Below are 23,866 nucleotides of genomic sequence, written 5' to 3'. Positions count from 1 at the left end.
TTTTAGAGCGTGTTTCGATCTGACTGGATCAGATCGGCACTCCAATTTTGTTTGAACGCTGATATTCCATGACGCGGCTACGGTTGAGGACCAGTTCAAGCCTATCGTTCCCCAGACGATGGATGCAAATGCGTTTGTTCCATGGTCCATCCTGCAACATGAACAAGGCTCTGCCATTGCCCAAATCTTCAACCGGCATGACCTGACGCGCAGGGCCTACGCCCATAATGATGTGCCCATTGTCGATGACAAACGACGCGCCATAAAGAGGCGCATTCCACTGGCCGTCAAACTGATTGTCCACAGGCCCCGCCTGCACCGGGCGCAGTTCGCGCTGCACATGGCCGATTTCGCCGTAAAGCACCTCTCCATTCCAGCGCAGCTTCATCGGCGACGATGGTGACAGTGAAGAAGCCCAACCTTCCCCAACGTCATAAAGCCGGTCTTCCGCCCCCAGATAATTGGCAACGCCTTCGCGCATCTCAAGCCAGAATGGCCCCGTATCAGCGACATACAGTCCATCGGGGATAGCGGACGTCTTTTCAGGAAGCGAAAGCCCATTAAGAGCAGCCATACAGTCGCGAGCGATTGTGTATGTGTCTGCATCTTCCCGATTGCAAACAACGATGATTCCTGTTTTTTCGGCAGGATCGAGGAGAAAATAACTTTTATAGCCCGGATGCGATCCGCCATGGCCGACAAAATGCTTGCCACCAATTTCGTTCCAACGCAGACCAAGGCCATAACCTGTCGGGCGGCCATCATTTAAAAAATGCCCCGCGGAAAGTGCCGAAAGCAGCCCGCTCAACGCACCCTCACCGGCCAAAAGAGCCTGCGTCCATTTCGTGAGCGCCATACCACTGCCTGCCACACTTCCAGACGCAGAGAGTTGAAGGCCAGCATGGCTCTGCTGCCATTTTTCGCCGGACTTCCAATAGCCTGGGACCAGTCCTTTGACCGGATCTGCCCAGCAGTCAGGTGCATCCATAAATATATTGAGAGGAAGACCGATCTCGGAGCGTACAAAATCTTTGAAAAACAGACCCTTCCGCTCAAAAGCGGCTTCAACCAGTCGATACCCGGTATTGGAATAGGAAACTTCAGTCCCGTCCGCGAAATTCGACCGCGTCATAGACGATAGAAACTCGATCAGGCTTTCAGCACCCGTATGCGTATCAACCGACAGGCCCAATAATGTCAAACACTCCCGCACATCCGGTAAACCAGATGTCATATCCAAAGCGCGACCGATTGAAACGTCCGCCAACGGGCTTTGCAACTCTGGGAGATGATCGCCAAGCCTGTCATTAAAATCAATGATATCTCTATGGCGCAGCACCATTGCGCAAAACATATGCTTTGTGATCGATGCGTAGCGAATAACGGTGTTGGCGGTAAATGGAATACCTGTCGCGAGACTTTCCAGACCTCCGGCATAAGCGAACTTCGTGCCGTTCAGATCAAACCCGATAATGACTCCGCCTGGCTCATTTTTGTCCCATGTTCTGGAATAAATCTTTGCAGATAAAGAGGCTGCATTCCAGTCTGCTTTGATGGACATAAAAACTCCGCCTGCGAATTTCGGGAACGATAAAACGTTCCAATGCACTTTTTTTAAAAATCGGTCCGCATTTCCGCCGCTGCGTTGCACGTTTTACGGAATAAAACCTGCAAAATGATGCACAGAAATTTGGGCTCATCTAAACCATAAAGATTTCATCGTGAAGGCCTCATCGCTAAAGAGTCGCAATCAATCGTCAGGCAATCATCAGGAAAAGCGCCTCTATCCACACTTTCTCCCCAATGTTATCAATTCGTTTTCGTTTTTTTTCCTTTCAACAAATAAAATTTTCGGATTTATTCTGTTTTCGGGAGTTAAAAGTTGTTCAATGAAAATTGAAGTCATATAAGTGTAATAACGATAATGCAGGTTCCGACACCCAGAGGCCGGATCGAATCCGTTCTTGATGCTCACGAAACCTCATTTCCTGAGGAGGAAATATGTTTACCCGTCTGATTACGACTTCGGCGCTGACCGGCGCTCTTGCGCTCACACTTGGTTCGCAGGCTTTTGCCCAGACAGAACTGTCATGGTGGCATGGCATGACCGGTGCAAACAATGAAATGGTCAATGAGCTTTCCAAAGAGTTCAACGAAAGCCAGAGCGAATACAAGATCGTTCCAGTCTATAAGGGCAGCTATCCTGAAACGCTGAATGCAGGCATTGCTGCATTCCGCTCCAAGCAGCCGCCTGCAATCATTCAGGTCTTCGATGCCGGTAGCGGTGTTATGATGGCTGCTGAAGGCGCGGTGGTTCCAGCAGCAGAAGTGCTCGAAAAAGGTGGCTATAAGTTCGACAAGTCACAATATTTGCCGGGTATCGTGGCTTATTATTCGAAGCCAGACGGCACCATGCTGTCTTTCCCTTATAACTCTTCTTCGCCGATCCTCTATTATAACAAGGACACTTTCAAGAAAGCTGGCCTTGACGAAAACAACCCGCCAAAGACATGGCCAGAAGTTTTTGAAGCAGCCAAAAAGATCAAGGCAAGCGGCGCATCGGCCTGTGGCTTTACCTCGACATGGCTGACATGGATTCAGACCGAAAACTTTGCTGCATGGAATAATGTTTCCTACGGCACCAACGAAAATGGCCTTGCAGGCACGAATGTGGAACTCAAGATCAACGAACCACTTTTCGTTGAACATTTTCAGGCAATTGCCGACCTTGCCAAGGACGGCACCTTCCGTTACGGCGGCCGTACATCTGAAGCAAAGCAGCTTTTTACCTCGGGTGAATGCGCAATGCTGACTGAATCTTCGGGCGGACTTGGCGATGTGGTGAAATCTGGCATGAATTACGGCATCGGTCAGTTGCCTTATTATGAAGGCCATGGCCCGCAGAACACTATTCCGGGTGGCGCAAGCCTCTGGGTCTTTGCAGGTCTCAGCGACGATCAATACAAGGGCATCGCACAATTTTTCAACTTCCTCTCGCAGACCAATATTCAGCAGAAGCTGCATGAAAAATCCGGCTATCTTCCTGTGACAATGGCCGCTTATGAAGCAACGAAGAACTCGGACTTCTATGAAAAGAATCCGGGCCGTGAGACGCCAATCCTTCAGATGATGGGCAAAGCCCCCACAGAAAATTCGAAGGGTGTGCGCCTCGTCAATCTGCCGCAGGTTCGTGACATTCTCAATGAAGAGTATGAAGCGATGCTTGGTGGCAAGCAGGATGCAAAAACGGCTCTCGATAACGCCGTAAAACGCGCAAACGAAGCGATTGCCGCCGCACAATAATATGATGAAATAAAGCATACCGCCGGCCCATTAGGGTTGGCGGTATTGCTATCCGCAAGGAAACTCCCCGTGCAGAAAGTCACGTTTCCAAACAAAGTCTTACCCTTTTTCCTGCTGGCCCCGCAGATCATATTGACTGTGATCTTCTTCTTCTGGCCAGCCAGTCAGGCAATTTATCAATCCTTCATGCGCGAAGACGCGTTCGGATTGAAATCCACATTCGTTGGACTTGCCAATTTTACGAATGTGTTATCCGACCCCAATTACCTGCATTCCGTTCAGGTCACGATTGTCTTCAATCTTCTGACTGCGTTTGTAGCCATGGGCGCAGCCTTGCTGCTTGCAACGGCTGCTGACCGTGTCATTCGCGGCAAGACATTTTATCGTACATTGCTGATCTGGCCCTATGCTGTAGCCCCCGCTGTTGCAGGCCTGTTGTGGCTGTTCATGTTCAACCCAGCGATGGGCACACTTGCCTATCTGCTGCGCAGCAGCGGCTTTGCATGGGATCCTCTGCTCAATGGCAATCAGGCGATGGCGATGATTGTCGGTGCAGCCGCATGGAAACAGATCTCCTACAATTTCCTGTTTTTTGTCGCGGGCCTTCAGGCCATTCCAAAATCACTGATCGAAGCTGCTGCCATTGATGGCGCGCGCGGCGCGCGGCGATTCTGGTCGATCGTGTTTCCGCTTCTGGCGCCAACCACATTCTTCCTGCTGGTGGTCAACACGGTTTACGCCTTCTTCGACACATTCGGCATCATCCATGCTGTAACCGGCGGCGGCCCTGCCAAAGCAACCGAAACTCTGGTCTACAAGGTTTATAATGACGGTTTCGTCAATCTTAACCTCGGCTCTTCATCGGCGCAGTCAGTTATTCTGATGATTATCGTGATCGCCCTGACCGCATTCCAGTTCCGCTTCATTGAGAAGCGCGTGCATTATTCGTGAGTGAGGCGAGAATGATTGAAAAACGCCCAGTCTCCAATCTGATCGGCCATTTGATCCTGATCATCGGGATCATCATTGTTGCCTTTCCGATTTATTACACCTTCATCGCGTCAACGATGACATCTGGCCAGATCATCCGTCCGCCAATCTCGCTCTTGCCCGGCGGGCATATGATGGAGAACTATAACGAAGCCATATTCGGCGGCGTTGAACGTGTTGTTGGCGTCAGTCTTGAACGGCTTTTGTGGAATTCATTCGTCGTTGCCATGCTGATTGCCGTTGGCAAGATCATCATCTCCTTCATGTCGGCGTTTGCGATTGTATTCTTTCGCTTTCCATTCCGCATGTTCTTCTTCTGGATGATTTTTGTTACACTGATGCTGCCTGTCGAAGTGCGTATTCTCCCGACCTATAAGGTCATCGTCGATCTCGGTTTGATTGACACTTACGCTGGTCTGACATTGCCTTTGATGGCATCGGCAACGGCAACATTCCTGTTCCGGCAGTTCTTTCTCACCATTCCCGGTGAGTTGGTAGAAGCTGCACGCATCGATAATGCAGGTCCATTTCGCTTCATGCGTGATATTCTGCTGCCGCTGTCGAAGACGAACATTGCTGCCCTCTTCGTCATTCTCTTCATTTATGGCTGGACCCAGTATCTGTGGCCGCTGCTCGTGACCAATGACGCAAAGATGAACACCATTATCATCGGCCTGCGCCGTATGGTGGATTTCGCCGATGCTTCCACACCGTGGAATTACGTCATGGTCACGGCCATTCTGGCTATCATACCGCCTATTCTCGTGGTGGTATTGATGCAGCGCTGGTTCGTCAAAGGTCTCGTTGAAACGGAAAAATAATGAGCAAGATCATTCTTGATAATGTCCGCAAAAGCTATGGCGGCGGTGTTGAAGTCATCAAAGGCGTTTCGCTGGATATTCAGGACGGCGAGTTCGTCGTTCTTGTTGGGCCTTCAGGCTGCGGAAAATCCACGCTTCTGCGCATGATCGCAGGACTTGAAGGCATCAGTGCTGGTACAATTTCCATTGGTGACCGCATCGTCAACGATGTCGAACCAGCCGAACGCGACATCGCAATGGTGTTTCAGAACTATGCGCTCTATCCGCATATGACTGTTCGCGAAAACCTCGCCTATGGTCTGAAAAATCGCAAAACACCCAAAGACGAAATCGAACGCCGCATCAACAAGGCCGCAAAAGCGCTTGAAATTGAACAGTTTCTTGATCGCAAGCCGCGCCAGCTTTCGGGCGGTCAGCGTCAGCGCGTTGCCATGGGTCGCGCTATCGTGCGTGAACCGGCTGCATTCCTTTTCGATGAACCGCTTTCAAACCTCGATGCAAAACTTCGCGTACAGATGCGCGTTGAGATCAAGCGCCTTCAGCGTGCACTCGGCACAACCAGTGTTTACGTCACACACGATCAGATGGAAGCCATGACCATGGCTGATCGTCTCGTGGTATTGAACGCCGGCAATATTGAGCAGGTTGGCACCCCAATTGAGCTTTATGAAAAACCGGCTTCGACCTTCGTTGCCACTTTCATCGGTTCACCATCGATGAATCTGCTCGAAAAGAGCGAAAGCACTGTCTGGCAGCCGGGTAAAGCGGTTGCGCTTCCTTCGGAGAAGTACACTTTTGGTGTGCGTCCTGAAGATATTCGTATCATTGAGAACGGTGAGCCTGACGCAGATGGCTTCAACACGGAAGTACGTATTGATGCGATCGAATTGGTTGGCGCCGAAAGCTATATCCATAGCTCTCTATCCGATGGCAAGCCGCTGATCTTCCGCGTTGCTGGTCGCTCAGAACATTCCATCGATGAAATGGTCAAAATCGGCGCTTCTGCGAAAGACGTTCATATTTTTGGTGCCGATGGTCGCCGCGCGAGCAACTAATTTCAATATCGGGCGTTCTGCATTTTGAGCGCCCGATATATAAGAAATCGCTTCATTTTAGCATTTTCGTTTTCTTTGTTATGCGCCACACGAAATAGAATATTTTTCTCCTTCCGAGGAACGCGCATTCGATGACCCATCCGCAGATACTGTCCTTTGCAGTGATCATTCTTATGATGGGGGCATTTATCTGGGGCAGATTTCGCTACGATATTGTAGCTCTCTGCTCGCTTTTATTGGCTGTTGCCGTTGGCGTCGTCCCTTATGATCAGGCTTTTACCGGTTTCAGTGATGGCATCGTCATTATCGTGGGCAGCGCGCTGATTGTGAGTGCCGGAGTGGCACGCTCAGGCCTTATGCAAGACGCGGTTCAGCGATTTCTGCCGGATATAAACAGCGTTCGATTGCAGCTCGCGGTTCTTGTTGCCATTGTTACAGTTTTATCGGCATTCGTGAAAAATGTTGGTGCATTGGCAATTATGATTCCGGTTGCGTTCCAGTTTGCGCGCCGCTCCAATGTCTCGCCATCAACCTTCCTGATGCCAATGGCGTTTGGTGCGCTGCTTGGTGGCTTGATGACGCAAGTGGGCACCTCACCCAACATCGTTGTGTCGCGCATTCGCGGTGAAATGGTCGGTCAGCCCTTCACGATGTTCGATTTCACCCCCGTCGGCGCTATACTCGCCAGTGTAGGTCTGATTTACCTTGTGACTTTTTATTGGCTTGTGCCACAGCGCACGCGCGAAAACATTTCGCTCAACGAAGCGATTAAGATCAAAAACTACGCCTGTGAAGCCAGTGTGCTTGCCAATTCTCCTGTTGTTGGTAAACGCATCAGTGATCTGATCAAGCCAGCTGAAGGCGAGGCGATGGTAACATCGATCGTTCGCAAGAACAGCCGCATTACACCTTTGCCCGATACCGTGATTGTTGAAAACGATGTCGTGCTGCTTGAAGGCGATCCGAAAGCACTGGACACCGTTGTAAGTTCTGGAAAACTCACTCTATCGAAAAACAGAAACCCGTCTGAAACAAGCGGTTCAACGGAGATCGAAACCGTTGAGGCTGTTATCGGCACCAATTCCCGCCTGGTCGGCCTGAACGCACAACAGCTTGATATCTACGCGCGCTATGAGGTCAATCTGCTCGCAGTCAGCCGGCCCGGCCAGCGTATTTCAGAACGGCTGAGTGAGGTACGTCTAAGCTTTGGGGATGTGGTGGTTCTGCAAGGCAGACAAGCCAGCCTTTCAAACTTCCTGACCGAATCTGAATTGCTGCCATTGGCACGACGCAAGCTGATGCTTGGAAGTGTCCGGCGTGGCCTCGTCCCGCTTACCATTCTCATTGCTGCAATTGGTGCGACGGCATTGAGTATCGTGCCTGTCGCGGTTGCATTTTTTGCCGCGGCCGTTGCTATGCTGCTATTCAAAGTCATTCCGATCAACGAAGTCTATGATGAGATCGACGGCCCAATTCTGGTGATGCTTGCGGCCCTGATACCTGTGTCTGATGCTTTGCGAACAACGGGAGGCACTGAGCTGATCGCACAATGGCTGTCAAACATTGGTCACCAATTGCCGCCTGCTGGCGCACTGGCGCTCATTCTGGTGACGGCCATGATGGTCACGCCTTTTCTCAACAATGCCGCAACGGTGCTGGTTATGGCTCCGATTGCAACGAGTTTCGCAGCGGGACTGGGCTTTAAGCCGGAAGCCTTTCTTATGGCGGTAGCGATTGGCGCGGGGTGCGATTTCCTCACCCCGATCGGACATCAGTGCAATACGCTTGTGATGGGTCCCGGCGGCTATAAGTTCAGCGATTATCCCAGACTTGGGCTGCCATTATCGATCATTATCGCACTTGTAACAGTGCCTGCGCTGATGTTCTTCTGGCCGCTACGGTAACTCGGCCGCCATCGAACGGATCCATTCAAGGCTTTCTGAAACGATTTTCTCAATAGGATCGACAACATCTGCGCGGAATACCATGGGTTCGCCGACCGGGCTTTCGAGGGTGGCAAGTTGGCTTTCCAGCATTGCTAATGGCATGAAGTGGCCGGTACGGTGGCCCATATGTTCATGCAGAACTTCAAAACTGCCATCGAGAAAAATGAACAACAGCGGTCCATGTGCAGCCTTCCGAAGGCGCTCACGATAGCTTCTCTTAAGCGATGAGCAGGATATAATGATTCCGCTTTCAGCCGTTGCAAGACGCTCTGCGATGAGGTCAAGCCAAGGCCAACGATCATCATCCTGCAACGGAATTCCAGCCACCATTTTATCGACATTGGATTGTGGATGCAGGCTGTCACCTTCAAGAAAAGGCAGATGAAGGGCTTCTGCCAGCCTTTCCCCGACTGTCGATTTACCGGAGCCGGAAACGCCCATGACTATTATATGCAATCCCGACATGCTCAGAATGTCTCCAACTCAAGATTAACGCGTTGTGCAGCGCCGACCACATGCTTTCGCATGACGTCTCGCGCCTTTAAAGGATCGCGCTCGGCAATCGCATCGCGGACTGCTTGATGCTCCTGAATTGTGATTTCAACGATCTCTTCGAGAACCGCACGCGCCCGCGCGGCGCGAATGGCCTGGCTAATACGCTCTGCAATAAAACCAAGAACGAGAGGAAAATATTCGTTATGCGTGGCACTCGCCAATGCGCGGTGAAATGCCAGATCGGCATCAATGCCTTCATCGGCCCATTTCTTGTGGCCACTCATTCCTGCGAGCGCTTCATCCAGCTTGCACATGTCCTCAGCCGTGTGATGCACAGCCGCAAGGCCAGCAGCCTCAATCTCAAGTGCCATGCGCAGCTGAAACAAGCTGCGGAAATGATCGCGGTCGGCAAGCGTTTCAGGCTCAATACGAATCGCTTGACGCCGGTCGGGTTCGGTAACAAATGCGCCAACCCCCTGTCGCGTTTCAATCAGCCCCTCGCTGCGCAGTTGCGCAATAGCCTCGCGAATGACCGAACGGCTAACGCCAAAACTTTGGGCCAAACGATGTTCGGTTGGCAATTTATGCCCAGGTTGCCAGCTACCTTCGGTTATCTGGCGCACAATCTCAGAAGCAATACGGGCGGGAAGCTGTTCACTCCGTCTGATTTCATCGAACAAGGCGTTCTCCCATAATGTCCTGACACTCGACCGCTATTGAAGCCATTGATATTTGACCTGTTATGGTTCTGCAATGTGAAACACTATTTCATGTCGAAACCGCATTTGGTGCATAAAACTGTTTTCAAAGCAGGTATATACAGTTATCAGACAACCAGACAATAAATTCGGATTCAATTCAATCCGGATTTCTGAGTTGAGGAGATATTGCCAAATGGGAGGACTATCCGTGCAAGACAAGCATATTCTGAATTCATCCACCATCCTGCCCGAAGATAGTGCATCGGCAGTTCTGATCGGCCGGGTGTGGTCAAAGGCTGAAAATGGTCCCTGCCCCGTTTTGGTCGCCAATGGCCATGTGCATGATCTCTCTCAACTTTCCGCAACCGTTTCCGGCTTGCTCGAACGTAAAACACTGGTCGATGAGCTCAAGGATGTCAGCCGCTTTGCCGATCTTGGCGCTCTAGACGATTATCTTTCCGGCGCAAAAGGCGAATTGCTGGCGCCCATCGATTTGCAATCAATCAAAGCGGCAGGCGTCACTTTCGCCGACAGCATGCTCGAGCGCGTGATCGAAGAACAGGCAAAAGGCGATCCGACGCGCGCGCGCGAAGTCCGTGATCGGCTTGCACCAGTGATTGGCGACAGTCTGCGCGGCGTCGCCGCCGGTTCCGAGAAAGCTGCACAGGTCAAGGCGCTGCTTCAGGAAATGGGCCTCTGGTCGCAATATCTGGAAGTCGGGATCGGTCCCGATGCTGAAATTTTCACCAAGTCGCAGCCCATGTCTGCGGTTGGCTGTGGTGCCACGGTTGGCATCCTGCCGATCTCGCAATGGAACAATCCTGAACCGGAGGTGGTCCTGGCTGTGGCTTCGGATGGCCGCATTGTCGGTGCAACACTCGGAAATGACGTCAATTTGCGTGACGTCGAAGGGCGCTCAGCGTTGCTTCTCGGCAAGGCCAAGGACAACAATGCATCCTGCGGAGTTGGCCCGTTCATTCGTCTTTTCGACGGAAACTTCACCATGGATGTTCTGCGCAAGCTCAAGCTTTCGCTCAAAGTAACCGGTAGCGATGGTTTCGAAATGACCGGGGAAAGCCCAATGGAAGCGATCAGTCGCGATCCGGAAAATCTTGCCGGGCAAATGATGAACCGTAACCACCAATATCCTGATGGTGCCGTTCTTTTCCTCGGCACAATGTTTGCCCCCGTCAAAGACCGTCGTGGAGCAGGTCAGGGCTTCACACACGAAATCGGCGACAAGGTGGAAATCTCTACGCCTAAGCTCGGATGTCTCGTCAATTGGGTGGATCGCACCGATAACTGCGCCGAATGGACTTTTGGTATTCGCGCTTTGATCCAGAACCTTCAGAAGCGCAATCTGCTCGACAAGATTTAAAATAATAAGGCCGCATATCAGATTTGATATGCGGCCTTTGAATTAGCTCAGCGGAATAGTATTTCCGTCTTTTGATGACTGATACGCGCCGGACATTGCATCATATTGTGCGCGAATTGCATCCAGTCGCTTTTCCAGCCGCTGACGATCCGGCTCCGGCAGCGATGCCACCATTTTTGGAATTGAATGGCTGTGCCAGAAGCTATTATCGCGGTTGTAGCCACCCGGCTCTAATGTGAAGACCTCTTTGAGGATTTTCAGATCATGCGGGATCGAAAACGCATCGCGTGAATCCTCATGGCTGAACAGATAATAAAAATTATCAAACCCGCTCCACGTAATCGCCGAAAGGCACATAGAGCATGGCTCATGCGTGGACAGGAAAACCATATCTTTGGTGTTGGGGCGCCCCTGCTCCGGCATTTCATAAAAGCGTTTGAGCGTGTGCACTTCGCCATGCCAGAGGGGATTTTCGGTTTCATTATTCGTTTCAGCCAGCACCAGAGATAAATCTGACTTGCGCAAAAGTGCAGCACCAAACACCTTGTTGCCTTTTGCAACGCCCTGTTGGGTCAAAGGAATGATGTCTTGTTCAATGACATCAATTAGCTTCTCAAGCAGCTTAAATTCATCCGGTGCCATCATCTGAACTCCCAAATAAAGCAGATAGAAAAACGCCGGGGTATTGCCCCGGCGTTTATTGTTATTCTGGGAAAAATGCGAAGCGGATCACAAACAATGCCGCTACAATCCATGTTGCCAGATGCACCTCGCGTGCTTTTCCGGTGACAGCTTTGAGCACAACATAGGTGATGAAACCAAAAGCAAGACCGTTTGCAATCGAATAGGTGAATGGAATTGCAAGTGCCGTCAGAGCGGCAGGCGCTGCTTCTGTGATCTCGTCCCACTTGATTTCTGACAACTCACGCATCATCAGGCAGGCAACATAAACAAGTGCCGGTGCTGTGGCATAGGCAGGCACGGAACCTGCCAGCGGTGAAATGAACAGCGCAGCAAGGAACAGCACAGCAACAACAAGTGCTGTCAAACCTGTTCGGCCACCAGCCTGAACGCCGGATGCGCTTTCGACGTAAGCGGTCGTTGAGGATGTGCCGAGCAGTGAGCCGCCGAGGATGGCTGTGCTATCTGCAAACAAGGCCCTGCCAAGCCGATTTGGCTTACCCGGTTCGATCAGGCCGCCGCGCTTTGCAACACCGATCAGCGTACCGGTCGCGTCAAAAACTTCGACAAGCACGAAAACCAGAATCACATGCAGAATGCCGGTATGCAAGGCACCCATGATATCAAGCTGCATGAATGTCGGCATGAGACTTGGAGGCGTGTCGAACACACCATTAAACTGCGTAATGCCGAGCGAAATCGATGCAATGGTAACAACGAGGATACCGATCAGAATTGCGCCGCGAATTTTGAGCGCATCCAGAGCTGCGATGATGAAAAAGCCTGCAATCGCCAGAAGCGGACCGGCACCATGCAAATCGCCAAGACCGACCAGTGTTGCCGGATTAGCAACAACAATGCCTGCATTCTTAAGACCGATCAACGCCAGAAACATGCCAATACCGGCTGCAATGGCGCTGCGCAATGATTGTGGAATACCCTCAACCAGCCAACGTCGAATACCTGTTACGGTGAGGAGCAGGAAGATGACACCAGAGATGAATACCGCGCCAAGCGCCTGTTGCCATGAAAAGCCCATAGCGCCCACAACTGTGAAGGCGAAAAAGGCATTCAGGCCCATGCCCGGAGCCATGCCGATCGGCCAATTGGCAACAAGTGCCATGACGATCGAACCCAATGCCGCCGCAAGACAGGTTGCAACGAAAACCGCGTTGCGATCCATGCCCGTGCTGGACAAAATATCAGGATTGACGAAGATGATGTAAGACATGGTCAGGAAGGTCGTCAAACCGGCGATAACTTCCGTTCTCACCGATGTGCCGTGTTCCTGCAACTTGAACAGCTTTTCCAGCATGGTCCCTCCAGGGCAAAAGCTCGCTTTCCATAACACCAATGAATGACGCAACGCGAAAGAGAACGCTCAGCCACTTTTAATCAGTGCAATCTATTGCGAATGCCGTATTTGTTAACCGCAGCCACATAACAGCAAGCGGATTTGTTCCCCATACACCCAATACGATCAAAAACACAGTTCTGCCGCAAGAATGCCTGTTTATTAACGTGATTTAGTTTGGACCGAGATTTTGCGCTGCGCCAGCCGTCCATTCAGGCTTTATTTTTTGAAAGAGCTTCAAAAATGACAGATGCCCAACGTTGATCTTCTAAGACTATCTAATTGTTTATCATAACATTTTTAACAAAATTGCGGTGCCATACATGCCAAGCGCAAAGAATGTATGCGCAACCAGATTCAGCACTCTCACCGTGCGCGCGTTGGGCAATCGCGATGCTGCCCAGCCGATTCCCAAGCCCGGCTGTAACAAAAACCAGCCTGCAGCCACTGTCAGGAGACCAAATATCCATGCCGGAAGAAATGCTGGATTCGCGAACCATACACTGCCGGCATAAAGCGCAAAAATAACGCCATAAAGAATACCAACGGCATAATGACCAATCCAGCCCAAAGCGACCTCATGCGCATAGGGCCGGGATGCAGCAATGTCATCGTGAAATATCTGCCCGTCGCGCAAATGCCAGAACCAGCGGCCAACAAGACCCCAATTCGGGCGCGACTGACCGGGAAACTGCGCAAGCGCAAGCGCCCAGACATCCATAACAATCGTCGCACCGATGCCGATTATTATTCCATTGAGAATGAGATTGATCATGGGAAGGCCTTACACAACATCGGGTAGCCACATAAGCGTGTGGCTACCCGATGTGCAAGCCTTAATATTTAATATTCCGTTTTGGGCTAGAGCCCGCAATACATTCCAATTACGATAATGCCTTACGTATGGGACAGTATACAATTACGGAATGAAAGCTTCTATCTAATCAGCAGTGATGATTTTCGATGCTAAACTATCTTTACATCTATAAAGAAGCGTAGCTTCATCGCTGCCCCCCCACACAAATACAGGTTACAAGAGCTGCATACATAAGCAAGAGAAGAACGTCCCAATTTAATGGGTGTTTTGTCTCAAAAAGAAAAAATTGACTCTGGAACAGAAACGCAATCAACGCGCGATATCAAAATGCTTTAATGGAATGATCTATAATAAGCCATTTTTAAAAACAAAAGCGCCGGGACTGGAGGACCGACGCTTTGTTATATTGATTGAATTTCACTTTCGGGGCGATCGATTGTGAGCCGCACCATCAGTGATTACTTACCGAACACTGCGCTCTGAATCTGCGAACGCGATACGCCGATGTCGGCAAGAAGATGATCGTCCATCGCACCAAGTTCACGCATTGCACGACGGCGGGAAACATACTGCTGGAATTTCTGACGAATGTTCATTTCTTCTCTCCTCGTTGGATGCCTCATAAATAGTCTTTTGCACAAAATTCCACCACGGATATGATTGCAAATGAGGCATGCATTTTCGGTGGAGCTCGCTGCCTTAAAAAGGCAGCTATCCCCTGCACCATAGGCTGCACAGCGAAAGCATGCCGCAGCAAAATGGGTTCATTGAATGTTTGCAAACCGACGGTAATTAAAGCAGTTTAGAGCGAGTGTCATCTGCGCGATCAAGCGCGATAAACTTTAGGTCAGTTTTTCGAAATTCCACAAAATTGCCTTTTGCTAAATCGGCTTTAATCGATTAATCCGATCCGCGGAGGAAACTATCCTTGGCCCATATTCGGACATCACAATGCTTTACGGTATTTTCCTCGCATTCGCTTCCTATGCCGCATTCGCTGTAAGCGATGCCTGCGTCAAGTTTTTGGACGGCACACTCTCCCCTTATGAAGTTGCCTTCTATGGTGCCGTTCTGGGTATACTTGCCATTCCCTTTACCAAAAAGCCCGGCGACGAATGGCTGGACATGTTCAGGACAACCAATCTCAAGCTTTGGCTGTTGCGAACACTGACCGCCGCGATGGGGGTGATTGGCAGTGTAGTCGCCTTTACCCATCTTTCCATGGCAGAGGCATTTGCACTCATCTTTCTGCTGCCTGCTTTCGTTACAATCCTTTCCGTGATTTTTCTCAAAGAGCAGGTAGGCTGGCGCCGCTGGCTGGCAGTTATCATCGGCTTTATCGGCGTTTTGGTGGTTCTGCGTCCGGGGTTCCGCGAATTATCGATTGGTCATCTTGGTGCGCTTGGCGGAGGCCTCGGCGGTGCGTTCAGCATCGTTATTTTTCGCGCTATGGGAAAAAAGGAAAAGCGCATCTCGCTTTACACCGCCGGTCTGGTCGGGCCGATCCTTATCTGCGGCGCGCTTATGATCCCGAGCTATCAAACGCCATCCGCCATTCAATGGACCTATCTGGCAGGTTATGGCCTGCTGGCAGCATTCGCCAATATTCTTTTGATGCTTGCCGCACAGCGTGCGCCAGCCAGCGCCATTGCATCTCCGCAATATAGCCAGATGCTCTGGGCCATTTTATTTGGCTATTTTATCTTTCATGATCGCATCGATCTGCCAATGCTCATCGGCATCGTTTTGATCACCATCTCCGGCCTGTTTACTTTCGTCCGTGAACGCCAGCGCGGAATTGAAGGTCCGGCAGCCGTGGCAACCTCTGACCCCTCCTCGGCTTTGGCCGAAGATAAATAGACCGCAATTCTTCAAAGGCGGGTCGCACATTTTGGGCAGCCGCGCTATTGGAAACGGGTAAATAACTGATACAGCTGAGCGAGAGTCTCTCGCCAAAATTATATAATGGTGGCTGTCTGAATGCTTGAACATACGCCTTTGTTTATGACAGTCGCCGTTATTGCGGCCTTTCTGGTGGGATTATCGAAAGGCGGACTGCCATCTGTCGGCACATTATCAGTGCCATTGATGGCATTGGTTATTTCGCCTGTGACAGCCGCAGCCCTCTTATTGCCGATCTATGTCGTAAGTGACATGTTCGGCCTCTATCTTTACCGGCACCATTTTTCAGCGCGCAATCTCGCTATTCTCACACCCGCAGCCATTGTTGGCGTCGGATTGGGCTGGCTGTTCAGTTCACATCTTTCAAGCACTTTCATCGGCATGCTTGTGGGCTTAGTGGGCCTGTTCTTCTGCTTCAATGTCTGGATGGGCGCGAAATATCGCCGTAAGGCGCGCAAGGCCGATATTCCGGGAGGCACTTTCTGGGGAATTTTGACCGGACTTACCAGCTTTGTGTCCCATTCAGGTGCGCCGCCATTTCAGATGTATGTACTTCCTCAACATCTCGAAAAGCTGGTTTTCGCAGGCACATCGACCATTCTCTTTGCCATCGTTAATGCTGTTAAGCTGATCCCTTACTGGCAGTTGCAGCAATTCTCCAATCTCGATTGGTCGCTGGGCCTGTGGTTGTTACCAGCAGCAATCATCGGGACCTTTATTGGTGCAAAGCTTACGCGTGTCATGCCGGATGGCCCGTTTTTTCTGCTGGTACAGATCACACTTTTCGGTCTGTCGATTAAATTGATAGCCGACTGGGTTTTGCCATTCTTCTCGATTTAGAGCACAATCCAGAAGCAGACCCATCGTGCAGCGCTCGACAAGCAATGACTGCGAACAACGGAGGCAAATCATGGTCGAACTGGTCAATAATATTGAAAATATCGAATTCATCATCTCCAAAGCACGGGAGTATGACGTTCAAGTGCCTGCGGTGGACGAATCTTCCGGCTCCAATGCAGCAGATGATGGTGATGTCGACATTCTGGATTCCTCTGTCGACAACCCGACCCGAAAGGAACTGATTGCGGCCATCCAATCGCTAAATGAAGATGAACGCATCGAATTGCTGGCGCTGGTCTGGGTTGGTCGTGGTGATTTCAGCGCTGCGGAATGGGAAGAAGCCCTCTCGACAGCCGGAGATCGTCACAATGGACGTGAAGCGAAATACCTGCTCGGTATTCCTCTTTTAGGTGATTACATCGAAGAAGGTCTGGAAACGCTCGGCATCGAATTCGGAGCCTACGATAATGAATAAGAAAATTTGATTGTTCCATTCTTTCTTCTGTTTTGACCTCGTCATGAATGGAAGGTAGTTTCCGCAAAGCGAAAAATGCGACCCAAAAGCGAAGCCGTATTTGGGAAAGGTGCATCGTTTAGAATACGAAATGAATGCGCATAATGCGTCGTCGGGAATGGGCGAAATGGCGTCCCTTAAAATCAAATCAGCACCCATGGAGGACTTCATCATGCTTCAGAAAAATCTGGATCAGAAAACGGATTTTTATATCGACGGCGCGTGGCAGGCTCCGTTGGAGGCAAAAACAATTGAGGTCATCAATCCGGCAACTGAAAAACCTTATGCGGTTATTTCTGCGGGTTCGGCTGCGGATATTGATCTTGCTGTCGCTGCTGCACGCAAAGCGTTTCCACTATGGAGCGAAACGCCCGCTGAAGAACGCATTGGTTATCTGCGCCGTATTGTGGACGTTTATGAACGCCGCCTTGAGGAAATGGCACAGGCGATTTCCAAGGAAATGGGCGCGCCGATCAAACTTGCGCGCGAGTCTCAAGCCGCTGCGGGACTGTCGCATACAAAGGCTTTTATCGCTGCATTCGAGAATTTTGAATTCGAGGAAATTCTTTCGCCCAAGCATCCCAATCAGACAATCGTACATGAACCGATTGGCGTTTGTGGCCTGATTACCCCATGGAACTGGCCGATGAACCAGATTTCACTCAAGGTTATCCCGGCTCTTGCCGTGGGCTGCACGGTTATCCTCAAGCCATCCGAAATCGCTCCCATGTCGGCCATGCTCTTTGCCGAATTTATCGATGAGGCCGGGCTGCCAAAAGGCGTATTCAATCTTGTGAATGGGGAAGGTCCGATCGTTGGTGAAGCAATGTCGCAGCACCCGAATATCGACATGATGTCTTTCACCGGCTCAACGCGTGCGGGTACGGCTGTTTCGCGTGCAGCGGCTGCGACGGTGAAGCGTGTTTCGCTGGAACTTGGTGGCAAGTCGCCTAACATCGTGTTTGCGGATAGCGACCTCGAACAGGCCATCAAACGCGGTGTAAACCATTGCTTTGAGAATACAGGCCAATCCTGCAATGCGCCAACGCGTATGCTGGTTGAGCGTTCGGTCTACGAAGAGGCAGTCGAGTTTGCGAAAAAAGCAGCCGAAAATACCAAGGTCGATGATCCGGCAAAGGAAGGCGAACATATCGGCCCCCTCTCCTCATCTGTTCAGTTTGAAAAGGTTCAAACAATGATTCAGAAGGGCATTGATGAAGGTGCGCGTCTGGTTGCCGGTGGAACAGGCCGTCCGGACGGTATTTCGGAAGGCGATTTCGTCAAGCCAACAATCTTTGCAGATGTGAACAATGATATGAGCATTGCGCGCGAAGAAATCTTTGGCCCGGTTTTGGCGATGATTCCTTTCGACACGGAAGAAGACGCCATCGCGATTGCCAATGATACGCCTTATGGTCTTGCGGCTTATGTTCAGACCGGCAATGCGGATCGGGCAAAGCGCGTTGCGCGAAAGCTGCGCGCTGGCATGGTTCAGATCAACGGCACATCGCGCGTTGCCGGAAGTCCGTTCGGCGGATACAAACAATCAGGCAATGGACGCGAAGGCGGCAAATGGGGTCTGGAAGACTTCATGGAAGTGAAGCTGATCAGCGGCTGAAATACACCCACAAAATAAAAGAAAAGCGCCGGGTCTCCGGCGCTTTATTTATCTGTGATTCCTGCCAGCTATAATAAATGGCGTAATGGGCGGATGATATATATGTACCCCCGAACCTGTTCCTTGATGGACCCAAAGCGACTTTAGCATTCGGCCGGCAAGGAACGGGTTCACTTCTCTGCTTTTCCCAGAACGCATCCCCGCTTTCAAAAGCACTACTCTAATATGCAGCCCCCAGCTTGAGACTGGCGAATTCCGGGGAGTCCAGCAGATCTTGATGATGGGCGCGGGCAACGTCTGGATGTGAACGCAGGCGGCTCTTCAAATTGTTCTGCCCCACTTCGCGGAAAAGCGTATTGAGCGGATCAACGCTTACGCCGCGCTCTTTTGTCTTCAAGTCTTCCGGCAAATCAATAACAGGGATTGTGGCATCATAACGCGCACCAAGGAAGAATGCGACGGAGAAGCGTTCAGTGCCTGCAGGCGGCGCAACAACGCCATGCACATCAGCGCGTACAAACCCATTGGTTGCCAATTCGAGGAGTTCACCCGTATTGATGACAAACGTGCCCGGCACAGGTGGCGCATCAATCCAGACGCCGTCTTCACGCTGCACGCGCAGACCCGGAACAACATCCTGAAGCAGAACGGTCACGAAGCCACCGTCCTTGTGTGCGCCAACGCCTTGTTCACTTTCAGCCACATCGCGCCCCGGATAGCGAATGATCTTCAAAAGCTGCGAGGGATGCGGTTCATAGATTTGCGCGAAGAAATCTTCGCTCTGCCCGAGAGCCTGCGCAATGGCTTTGAGTACATCAATGCCAACACGCGTCACTTCCGCCTGATAAGCAAGCAAGAGTGGCTTCAGCTCAGGCAACGCCTCTGGCCACTGATTTGGCCCGATCAAACGCTTCCATGCCGGGCTGTCAGGACCAATGTCGACAGGCTCCAACTCGGTATTGATGTCGAGCTGTTCGCGCCAGTCCTGTTCTCCGCGCGTGCGTTCCAGGCCCGCACGATTATAGCCACGGAAATTCGATGTTTTGATCATCTCAATTTTAAGCTTTTCTTCGCTTGGCAGCGCAAAGAAACGCTTGGCTGTCGCAATAACATCCGCGATCAGCTGAGGGTCAACGCCATGCCCGGTAAGATAGAAAAAGCCATGATCATGGAGCGTGCGGCGAAGTTCATCGATAAAATTGGCGCGTTCTTCCGGCGTTCCATTATAGCGGGATATATCAAGCAGCGGCAGATTGAACGGATGCGAATGAGCAGTCATAGAAAATCTCCTTGGAATACCAGCTTGAGCAATCGCCTGCTGAGTCCCGATTATTCCCGCAAAATCTACGGCTTACACTGGCCGTTAACAACGCAACAACGTGCCGATCTGCTGCGAAGGCGGGAATTATTTTCTCTAAAAAGCCATATATAGAATATCTTTCTCCACCGAACGAAACACGTTGCTATCAATTTGAATCAGATAGCCGGACTGCGATCATTTTATTTGAAGCACAATCTTATCAATCCTCACATAACAGTGTGGCGTGCGCGCCAGAGCTCTTCTGCTTTCTTGTGGAACTGGCCATAGCTTTCATTGTCGGCCCCAAGCACGGTCATGAGGGCCATTGCGGCTGAGGCAATAACCGTCAGTTCCGCGCGTTCATCAACCGCAGCCCCGGACCAGACGGCAAGCCAATATTCAAACGTCGTCAAACTTGCATGCTTGTCTGTCGTCGCTTTTGAGAGTGTTGGCAATGTCATGTCAGACTTTTGCCCATCAACCCATCTGTAAATCGTATGGGCGTGGAAGGGTACCAGTTCCGCCACGTCACGGCTTGTCGAAACCGCCGAGACCGATTGCCAATCCAAAAGCGCCGCCGCATCACGGTGCAGTTCGCGATAGGCTGGCTGCGTGACACCAAGAAATGACGCCGAAAGCTGCATTGGATTGAGCAGATGCGCGAGGCTGTTGATGGACGATCTGGAGTGAAACAGCGGATAAAGTGCGAGCAATCCATGCACTTGTGGGGCAAATCCCGCCAAAGGCATGAAGCAGATGCCATGTGCGTTCAGAGCTTCCTCGCCGAGCGACAATGAACCGGCAATCGGTATTTTGATGGCCTCTGCCGCCAGCTCCAGCTTGCCTGAGATTTCTCCCATGCCGCAATTGCCATGCAGCACAACGGGATAACCTGCGCGTGCCACAAGGATTGCGGACAGCATAAACCATGGCGACTGGTGCGAGTTTGGCGAGAGATAGGCAGGCCAATCAAGAGCAGGTCTGCCGAGACCGGCTTTTGTTGAATAATATTTCTTCGCTGCCTGCGCCATGCCTGCAAGTTCCGGCGCAGTTTCACCGCGATAATGAATAAGACGCAGCAAGGCACTGATTTGCATGGGATCCGCCTGCCCTGCAAAGATTGTTGTGAACGCATCTTCGGCTTCATGCATTTCGAGAGGCCGGGTGTGACCAGCCTTGCGTCCGGTAATGCCTATATATTTTGCCAGCCGCAGAGCCGGATCATTCTCGTCCTGAATATTCGCAAATTGTGCTGCAAGTTGTTCAGGAGTCGGATGGTTTTCCAGCTCCACGACCTTACGAATACCGAGCGGCGGCGGTGCCACAATCGTGCTTGTGCGCTCCCAGCCATGTTTTCTCCTACAATGGGTTTCAACAGCATTATCGCTGTCAAAATTCATCAGTGCTTCCGTTTCATTGGCCAGACGGCGCAAGCGTCCGCGCAACGCCTCTGCCTTGGGTGTCGCTATCATATTGCGACCGGACCGAACAAAAATGGGGTCGTCGAATTTTTCTCGAATCTGACCAAGCAACCGGCTCATGGCAGCTGTACTTAACCCCATTTGTTTGGCTGCACCACCAACGCTGCCTTCGACAAGAAGTGCATCAAGCGCTATCAACAGCCGCAATTGGCCAAGCCTCAGGCTTTCACTTTCTACGTCCGCCTGCGTTTTCATACGCTTGCCAGTCATTGCTGCTTCATCCGTTCAGTTGCGTTTTCTGAAACTTGGAACTGTTATAAATCATGACGATTGACGTCACCTTCTTGCCATACATAAGGAGAGCTGAAAACTCAACTTTAATGGTGGTGAAAAATGACCAGCTTGTTTCGGGGATTGCGCACCTTTGGTTCGCAGAACAGGCAATTGGCCAGCAGGTCGCTTTTTGCAAAAGCGATCCTCGCCGGCACCTGCCTTTCAACAGCGTTTATTCTGAGCGGAGCGGCGTTCGCACAGACGGCAATGACGGCAGAAGAAGAAGCCGCAAAAAAGAAACAAGCTTCCGAACAAGTGAGTGCTGAGGGTGGGATTACACTCAACCAGATCGTTATATCGGCAACTGGCTTTGAGCAAAATATCACCGATGCTCCAGCAAGTATTTCTGTCGTGCCCGGCGAAGCACTCGAAAAAGGCGCTTATCGTGATCTTGGCGATGCATTGCGGGATGTTCAAGGCGTTGCCGTAACAGGCGCCGCTGCGGAACGTGACATCTTTATCCGCGGTCTTCCGGGCACTTATACGCTCATTCTCGTAGACGGAAAGCGCCAGAGCACGCGTGATGCCCGCACCAACGGCAATTCCGGTTTTGAGCAAAGCTTCCTGCCGCCAGCCAATGCGATTGACCGCATCGAAATTATTCGTGGTCCGATGTCATCGCTTTACGGCTCCGATGCTATGGGTGGCGTTATCAACGTTATCACCAAGAAAGTCGCTGACAAATGGAGTGGTTCGCTAAGCGTCGATACGACCATGCAGCAGCATTCCAAATATGGAAACTCCTATCAGGGGTCTTATTACATGACCGGCCCGCTTGTGCCCAACCTTGTTGGTGTTCAGCTTTGGGGACGCGGTATGAAGCGTCAGGAGGACCAGATTATCAATGGTACGCCTGAGCAAAAGGACATTGATATCACCGGTCGTGTGACAATCACGCCAAATGCCGACCATGACATTGTTTTAGAGGTCGGCAAGACACGTCTGCGTCGCGATTCAAGCGTCGGAAACAATATCGATCCGGTGCCGACGAGAGGGACGGCCCCCGTCGATACCTATAATCTGAATGATCGTAATCATTGGTCGATCAGCCACACCGGACGATGGGGGCCTACAACCTCCGACTTCTCCTTCCTTCAGGAAACATCTGAAAGAACAAATTTTAGCTGGAACAACACTCGCAGTGAGTTCGTAGAGAACCTTCGGTCGCCACACATCCGCAACTCTGTCCTGGACGGAAAATTCACAACCCCGTTCGAACTTTATGGCAACCATACGCTGGTGACAGGCGGTCAGTTTATCGAAGGCACGCTGACGGACCAGAATCCCGGTCGGCGGACCGGGCTTGATGAGCAGTTCACCATCAAGCAGTGGGCACTTTTTGCAGAAGATGAGTGGTGGATCACACCTGAATTTGCCTTAACCGGCGGCCTGCGCATGGACCATCATGAAATCTATGGTTCCCATTGGAGCCCACGTGGCTATGCAGTGTGGCATGCCACCGAGCAGCTCACTATCAAAGGCGGTATTTCAACAGGCTTCCGCGCACCGGAAATTCGCACGATTGCACCCGGTTACGCTTACACGACTGGCGGCGGAAATTGTACGTATGGTCCAAACGGCACATGCGGCGTCATCATCGGCGATCCGAATTTGCAGCCGGAAAAGAGCACAAGCTATGAAGCAAGTGTACTTTGGGACGACCAGCAGGGGCTGCGTCTGGGCGCAACCTACTTCTATACCGATTTTAAAGATAAGATCGCCAGCAATATCCAATATGACCCGAACACCGGCCTGCCGCTGCGTTGGGATCAGGATCCGAACTACGTGCTTTATTACAGCTACAACATTGATGATGCTGTGATTCAGGGCGTGGAACTCACAGCGGACTGGGAAGCAACTGACACGATCAAACTTCGTGCAAACTATACCTATACCCATTCCGAACAAAAAACCGGTGAATATGCAGGACTGCCGCTGGCTCGTACTCCAAAGCATATGGCCAGCATTCGCGCCGACTGGGAAACGCCCGTCGAAGGCTTAACGGCATGGACGGCAGGTAATTATCATGGTGACGAAATCAATGCCGGTTTGCGCATCGGCACGGTCGGTGAGCCTTATGCCTATAACCAACGAGGCGACGTGATTGCTCGCAAGTACAAGGGCTACGCAACCCTTGATCTCGGCGGGTCCTATGAATTCAGTGAGAACGTGACGCTGAACGCAGCCGTCTACAACATCTTCGACAAGAAGGTCACGGTTGATGAAACAAACAATGTCGTTGAAGGCCGTCGTCTTTGGCTCGGCATGACATCACGCTTCTGATGCTCAGTTTGACGCCAGCTTCTTTGGGCTGGCGTCATTTTTATGGAATGGGTGCTCGTATGAGCGGAATGAAAAAAACAATTCTGAAAGTTTGCTTCATGCTTGGGAGCATCC

20 protein-coding genes are annotated in these 23,866 nt (G+C 51.2%); 11 read left to right on the top strand and 9 right to left on the bottom strand.

Annotation, left to right across the window (positions count from 1 at the left end):
* Positions 1-28: 28 nt before the first annotated feature.
* Positions 29-1,561 carry a serine hydrolase domain-containing protein gene (locus tag OPR82_RS07665; RefSeq protein WP_265984093.1) on the bottom strand — a complete coding sequence of 511 codons (1,533 nt, stop codon included), beginning with the start codon at positions 1,559-1,561 and terminating at the stop codon, positions 29-31.
* Positions 1,562-2,001: 440 nt separating this feature from the next.
* Between OPR82_RS07665 and ugpB the strand changes: the two genes are divergently transcribed.
* The 5 genes from ugpB (at position 2,002) to OPR82_RS07640 (ending at position 8,073) form a co-directional block, all read left to right on the top strand.
* Positions 2,002-3,303, top strand: coding sequence for a sn-glycerol-3-phosphate ABC transporter substrate-binding protein UgpB (gene ugpB, locus OPR82_RS07660; RefSeq protein ID WP_265984092.1), 1,302 nt, complete (start codon positions 2,002-2,004; stop codon positions 3,301-3,303).
* Between the two features lie 69 nt (positions 3,304-3,372).
* Entirely contained in the window at positions 3,373-4,254 is an 882-nt protein-coding gene (gene ugpA / locus OPR82_RS07655) for a sn-glycerol-3-phosphate ABC transporter permease UgpA (RefSeq protein ID WP_265984090.1), read from the top strand.
* Between the two features lie 11 nt (positions 4,255-4,265).
* Positions 4,266-5,114 carry a sn-glycerol-3-phosphate ABC transporter permease UgpE gene (gene ugpE / locus OPR82_RS07650; protein ID WP_265984088.1) on the top strand — a complete coding sequence of 283 codons (849 nt, stop codon included), beginning with the start codon at positions 4,266-4,268 and terminating at the stop codon, positions 5,112-5,114.
* A complete protein-coding gene (locus OPR82_RS07645) occupies positions 5,114-6,169 on the top strand; it encodes a sn-glycerol-3-phosphate import ATP-binding protein UgpC (protein WP_265984087.1) in 1,056 nt (351 codons plus the stop codon). The genes ugpE and OPR82_RS07645 overlap by 1 nt, the downstream gene beginning before the upstream one ends.
* 131 nt (positions 6,170-6,300) lie before the next feature.
* Positions 6,301-8,073, top strand: a complete 1,773-nt coding sequence (locus OPR82_RS07640) for an SLC13 family permease (protein WP_265984085.1) — start codon at positions 6,301-6,303, stop codon at positions 8,071-8,073.
* Here the strand turns inward: OPR82_RS07640 and OPR82_RS07635 are convergent.
* Positions 8,065-8,580, bottom strand: coding sequence for a gluconokinase (locus OPR82_RS07635; protein ID WP_265984083.1), 516 nt, complete (start codon positions 8,578-8,580; stop codon positions 8,065-8,067). The genes OPR82_RS07640 and OPR82_RS07635 overlap by 9 nt on opposite strands.
* Positions 8,581-8,582: 2 nt before the next feature.
* Positions 8,583-9,290: a FadR/GntR family transcriptional regulator gene (locus OPR82_RS07630; RefSeq protein WP_265984082.1), complete on the bottom strand. Its 708-nt coding sequence runs from the start codon at positions 9,288-9,290 to the stop codon at positions 8,583-8,585.
* Between the two features lie 214 nt (positions 9,291-9,504).
* Here OPR82_RS07630 and OPR82_RS07625 point away from each other — a divergent pair, with 214 nt between their 5' ends.
* Complete coding sequence (locus OPR82_RS07625) at positions 9,505-10,689, top strand: fumarylacetoacetate hydrolase family protein (RefSeq protein WP_265984080.1); 1,185 nt, start codon at positions 9,505-9,507, stop codon at positions 10,687-10,689.
* Between the two features lie 42 nt (positions 10,690-10,731).
* Here the strand turns inward: OPR82_RS07625 and OPR82_RS07620 are convergent, their stop codons facing one another.
* The 4 genes from OPR82_RS07620 to OPR82_RS07605 form a co-directional block, all read right to left on the bottom strand.
* Positions 10,732-11,331, bottom strand: a complete 600-nt coding sequence (locus OPR82_RS07620) for a deaminase (RefSeq protein WP_265984473.1) — start codon at positions 11,329-11,331, stop codon at positions 10,732-10,734.
* A 61-nt stretch (positions 11,332-11,392) separates the two neighbouring features.
* The gene (locus OPR82_RS07615; protein WP_265984079.1) at positions 11,393-12,685 is read right to left on the bottom strand and encodes an NCS2 family permease; all 1,293 of its coding nucleotides are present in this window, start codon (positions 12,683-12,685) and stop codon (positions 11,393-11,395) included.
* 328 nt (positions 12,686-13,013) lie between these two features.
* Positions 13,014-13,499, bottom strand: coding sequence for a DUF2938 domain-containing protein (locus OPR82_RS07610; RefSeq protein WP_265984078.1), 486 nt, complete (start codon positions 13,497-13,499; stop codon positions 13,014-13,016).
* A 500-nt stretch (positions 13,500-13,999) separates the two neighbouring features.
* Positions 14,000-14,137 (bottom strand): DUF1127 domain-containing protein, encoded by a 138-nt coding sequence (locus OPR82_RS07605; RefSeq protein ID WP_084486677.1) that lies wholly within the window; start codon positions 14,135-14,137, stop codon positions 14,000-14,002.
* Between the two features lie 355 nt (positions 14,138-14,492).
* On the opposite strand from OPR82_RS07605, the gene OPR82_RS07600 reads away from it, so the two are divergent.
* From OPR82_RS07600 to OPR82_RS07585, 4 genes are all read left to right on the top strand, one after another.
* Entirely contained in the window at positions 14,493-15,401 is a 909-nt protein-coding gene (locus OPR82_RS07600; RefSeq protein ID WP_265984072.1) for a DMT family transporter, read from the top strand.
* A gap of 120 nt (positions 15,402-15,521) precedes the next feature.
* Positions 15,522-16,283, top strand: a complete 762-nt coding sequence (locus tag OPR82_RS07595) for a sulfite exporter TauE/SafE family protein (protein ID WP_265984071.1) — start codon at positions 15,522-15,524, stop codon at positions 16,281-16,283.
* 70 nt (positions 16,284-16,353) lie between these two features.
* The gene (locus OPR82_RS07590) at positions 16,354-16,758 is read left to right on the top strand and encodes a DUF3775 domain-containing protein (protein ID WP_265984069.1); all 405 of its coding nucleotides are present in this window, start codon (positions 16,354-16,356) and stop codon (positions 16,756-16,758) included.
* 211 nt (positions 16,759-16,969) lie between these two features.
* Positions 16,970-18,415: an aldehyde dehydrogenase family protein gene (locus tag OPR82_RS07585; protein ID WP_265984068.1), complete on the top strand. Its 1,446-nt coding sequence runs from the start codon at positions 16,970-16,972 to the stop codon at positions 18,413-18,415.
* 220 nt (positions 18,416-18,635) lie between these two features.
* Here OPR82_RS07585 and OPR82_RS07580 read toward each other — a convergent pair whose 3' ends face one another.
* Entirely contained in the window at positions 18,636-19,694 is a 1,059-nt protein-coding gene (locus tag OPR82_RS07580; protein ID WP_265984066.1) for an isopenicillin N synthase family dioxygenase, read from the bottom strand.
* A 248-nt stretch (positions 19,695-19,942) separates the two neighbouring features.
* Complete coding sequence (locus OPR82_RS07575; protein WP_265984064.1) at positions 19,943-21,406, bottom strand: glycosyl transferase family protein; 1,464 nt, start codon at positions 21,404-21,406, stop codon at positions 19,943-19,945.
* 123 nt (positions 21,407-21,529) lie between these two features.
* On the opposite strand from OPR82_RS07575, the gene OPR82_RS07570 reads away from it, so the two are divergent.
* On the top strand, positions 21,530-23,752 hold the full coding sequence (locus OPR82_RS07570) for a TonB-dependent receptor domain-containing protein (protein ID WP_265984063.1): 2,223 nt from the start codon (positions 21,530-21,532) through the stop codon (positions 23,750-23,752).
* Positions 23,753-23,866: the final 114 nt, after the last annotated feature.

It is taken from the genome of Ochrobactrum chromiisoli, assembly GCF_026241335.1.
Classification (GTDB): domain Bacteria; phylum Pseudomonadota; class Alphaproteobacteria; order Rhizobiales; family Rhizobiaceae; genus Brucella; species Brucella chromiisoli.
This window is presented reverse-complemented; position numbering and strand designations above follow the sequence as displayed.

Excerpts from the sequence above, each read along its gene's own strand:
- OPR82_RS07585 (WP_265984068.1), top strand. The coding sequence starts at position 16,970 with ATGCTTCAGAAAAATCTGGATCAGAAAACGGATTTTTATATCGACGGC.
- OPR82_RS07570 (WP_265984063.1), top strand. The coding sequence starts at position 21,530 with ATGACCAGCTTGTTTCGGGGATTGCGCACCTTTGGTTCGCAGAACAGG.
- OPR82_RS07590 (WP_265984069.1), top strand. The coding sequence starts at position 16,354 with ATGGTCGAACTGGTCAATAATATTGAAAATATCGAATTCATCATCTCC.
- OPR82_RS07620 (WP_265984473.1), bottom strand. The coding sequence starts at position 11,331 with ATGGCACCGGATGAATTTAAGCTGCTTGAGAAGCTAATTGATGTCATT.
- ugpB (WP_265984092.1), top strand. The coding sequence starts at position 2,002 with ATGTTTACCCGTCTGATTACGACTTCGGCGCTGACCGGCGCTCTTGCG.
- OPR82_RS07640 (WP_265984085.1), top strand. The coding sequence starts at position 6,301 with ATGACCCATCCGCAGATACTGTCCTTTGCAGTGATCATTCTTATGATG.
- OPR82_RS07600 (WP_265984072.1), top strand. The coding sequence starts at position 14,493 with ATGCTTTACGGTATTTTCCTCGCATTCGCTTCCTATGCCGCATTCGCT.
- OPR82_RS07580 (WP_265984066.1), bottom strand. The coding sequence starts at position 19,694 with ATGACTGCTCATTCGCATCCGTTCAATCTGCCGCTGCTTGATATATCC.
- OPR82_RS07665 (WP_265984093.1), bottom strand. The coding sequence starts at position 1,561 with ATGTCCATCAAAGCAGACTGGAATGCAGCCTCTTTATCTGCAAAGATT.
- OPR82_RS07575 (WP_265984064.1), bottom strand. The coding sequence starts at position 21,406 with ATGACTGGCAAGCGTATGAAAACGCAGGCGGACGTAGAAAGTGAAAGC.
- OPR82_RS07615 (WP_265984079.1), bottom strand. The coding sequence starts at position 12,685 with ATGCTGGAAAAGCTGTTCAAGTTGCAGGAACACGGCACATCGGTGAGA.
- OPR82_RS07595 (WP_265984071.1), top strand. The coding sequence starts at position 15,522 with ATGCTTGAACATACGCCTTTGTTTATGACAGTCGCCGTTATTGCGGCC.
- ugpE (WP_265984088.1), top strand. The coding sequence starts at position 4,266 with ATGATTGAAAAACGCCCAGTCTCCAATCTGATCGGCCATTTGATCCTG.
- OPR82_RS07635 (WP_265984083.1), bottom strand. The coding sequence starts at position 8,580 with ATGTCGGGATTGCATATAATAGTCATGGGCGTTTCCGGCTCCGGTAAA.
- OPR82_RS07605 (WP_084486677.1), bottom strand. The coding sequence starts at position 14,137 with ATGAACATTCGTCAGAAATTCCAGCAGTATGTTTCCCGCCGTCGTGCA.
- OPR82_RS07610 (WP_265984078.1), bottom strand. The coding sequence starts at position 13,499 with ATGATCAATCTCATTCTCAATGGAATAATAATCGGCATCGGTGCGACG.
- OPR82_RS07645 (WP_265984087.1), top strand. The coding sequence starts at position 5,114 with ATGAGCAAGATCATTCTTGATAATGTCCGCAAAAGCTATGGCGGCGGT.
- OPR82_RS07625 (WP_265984080.1), top strand. The coding sequence starts at position 9,505 with ATGGGAGGACTATCCGTGCAAGACAAGCATATTCTGAATTCATCCACC.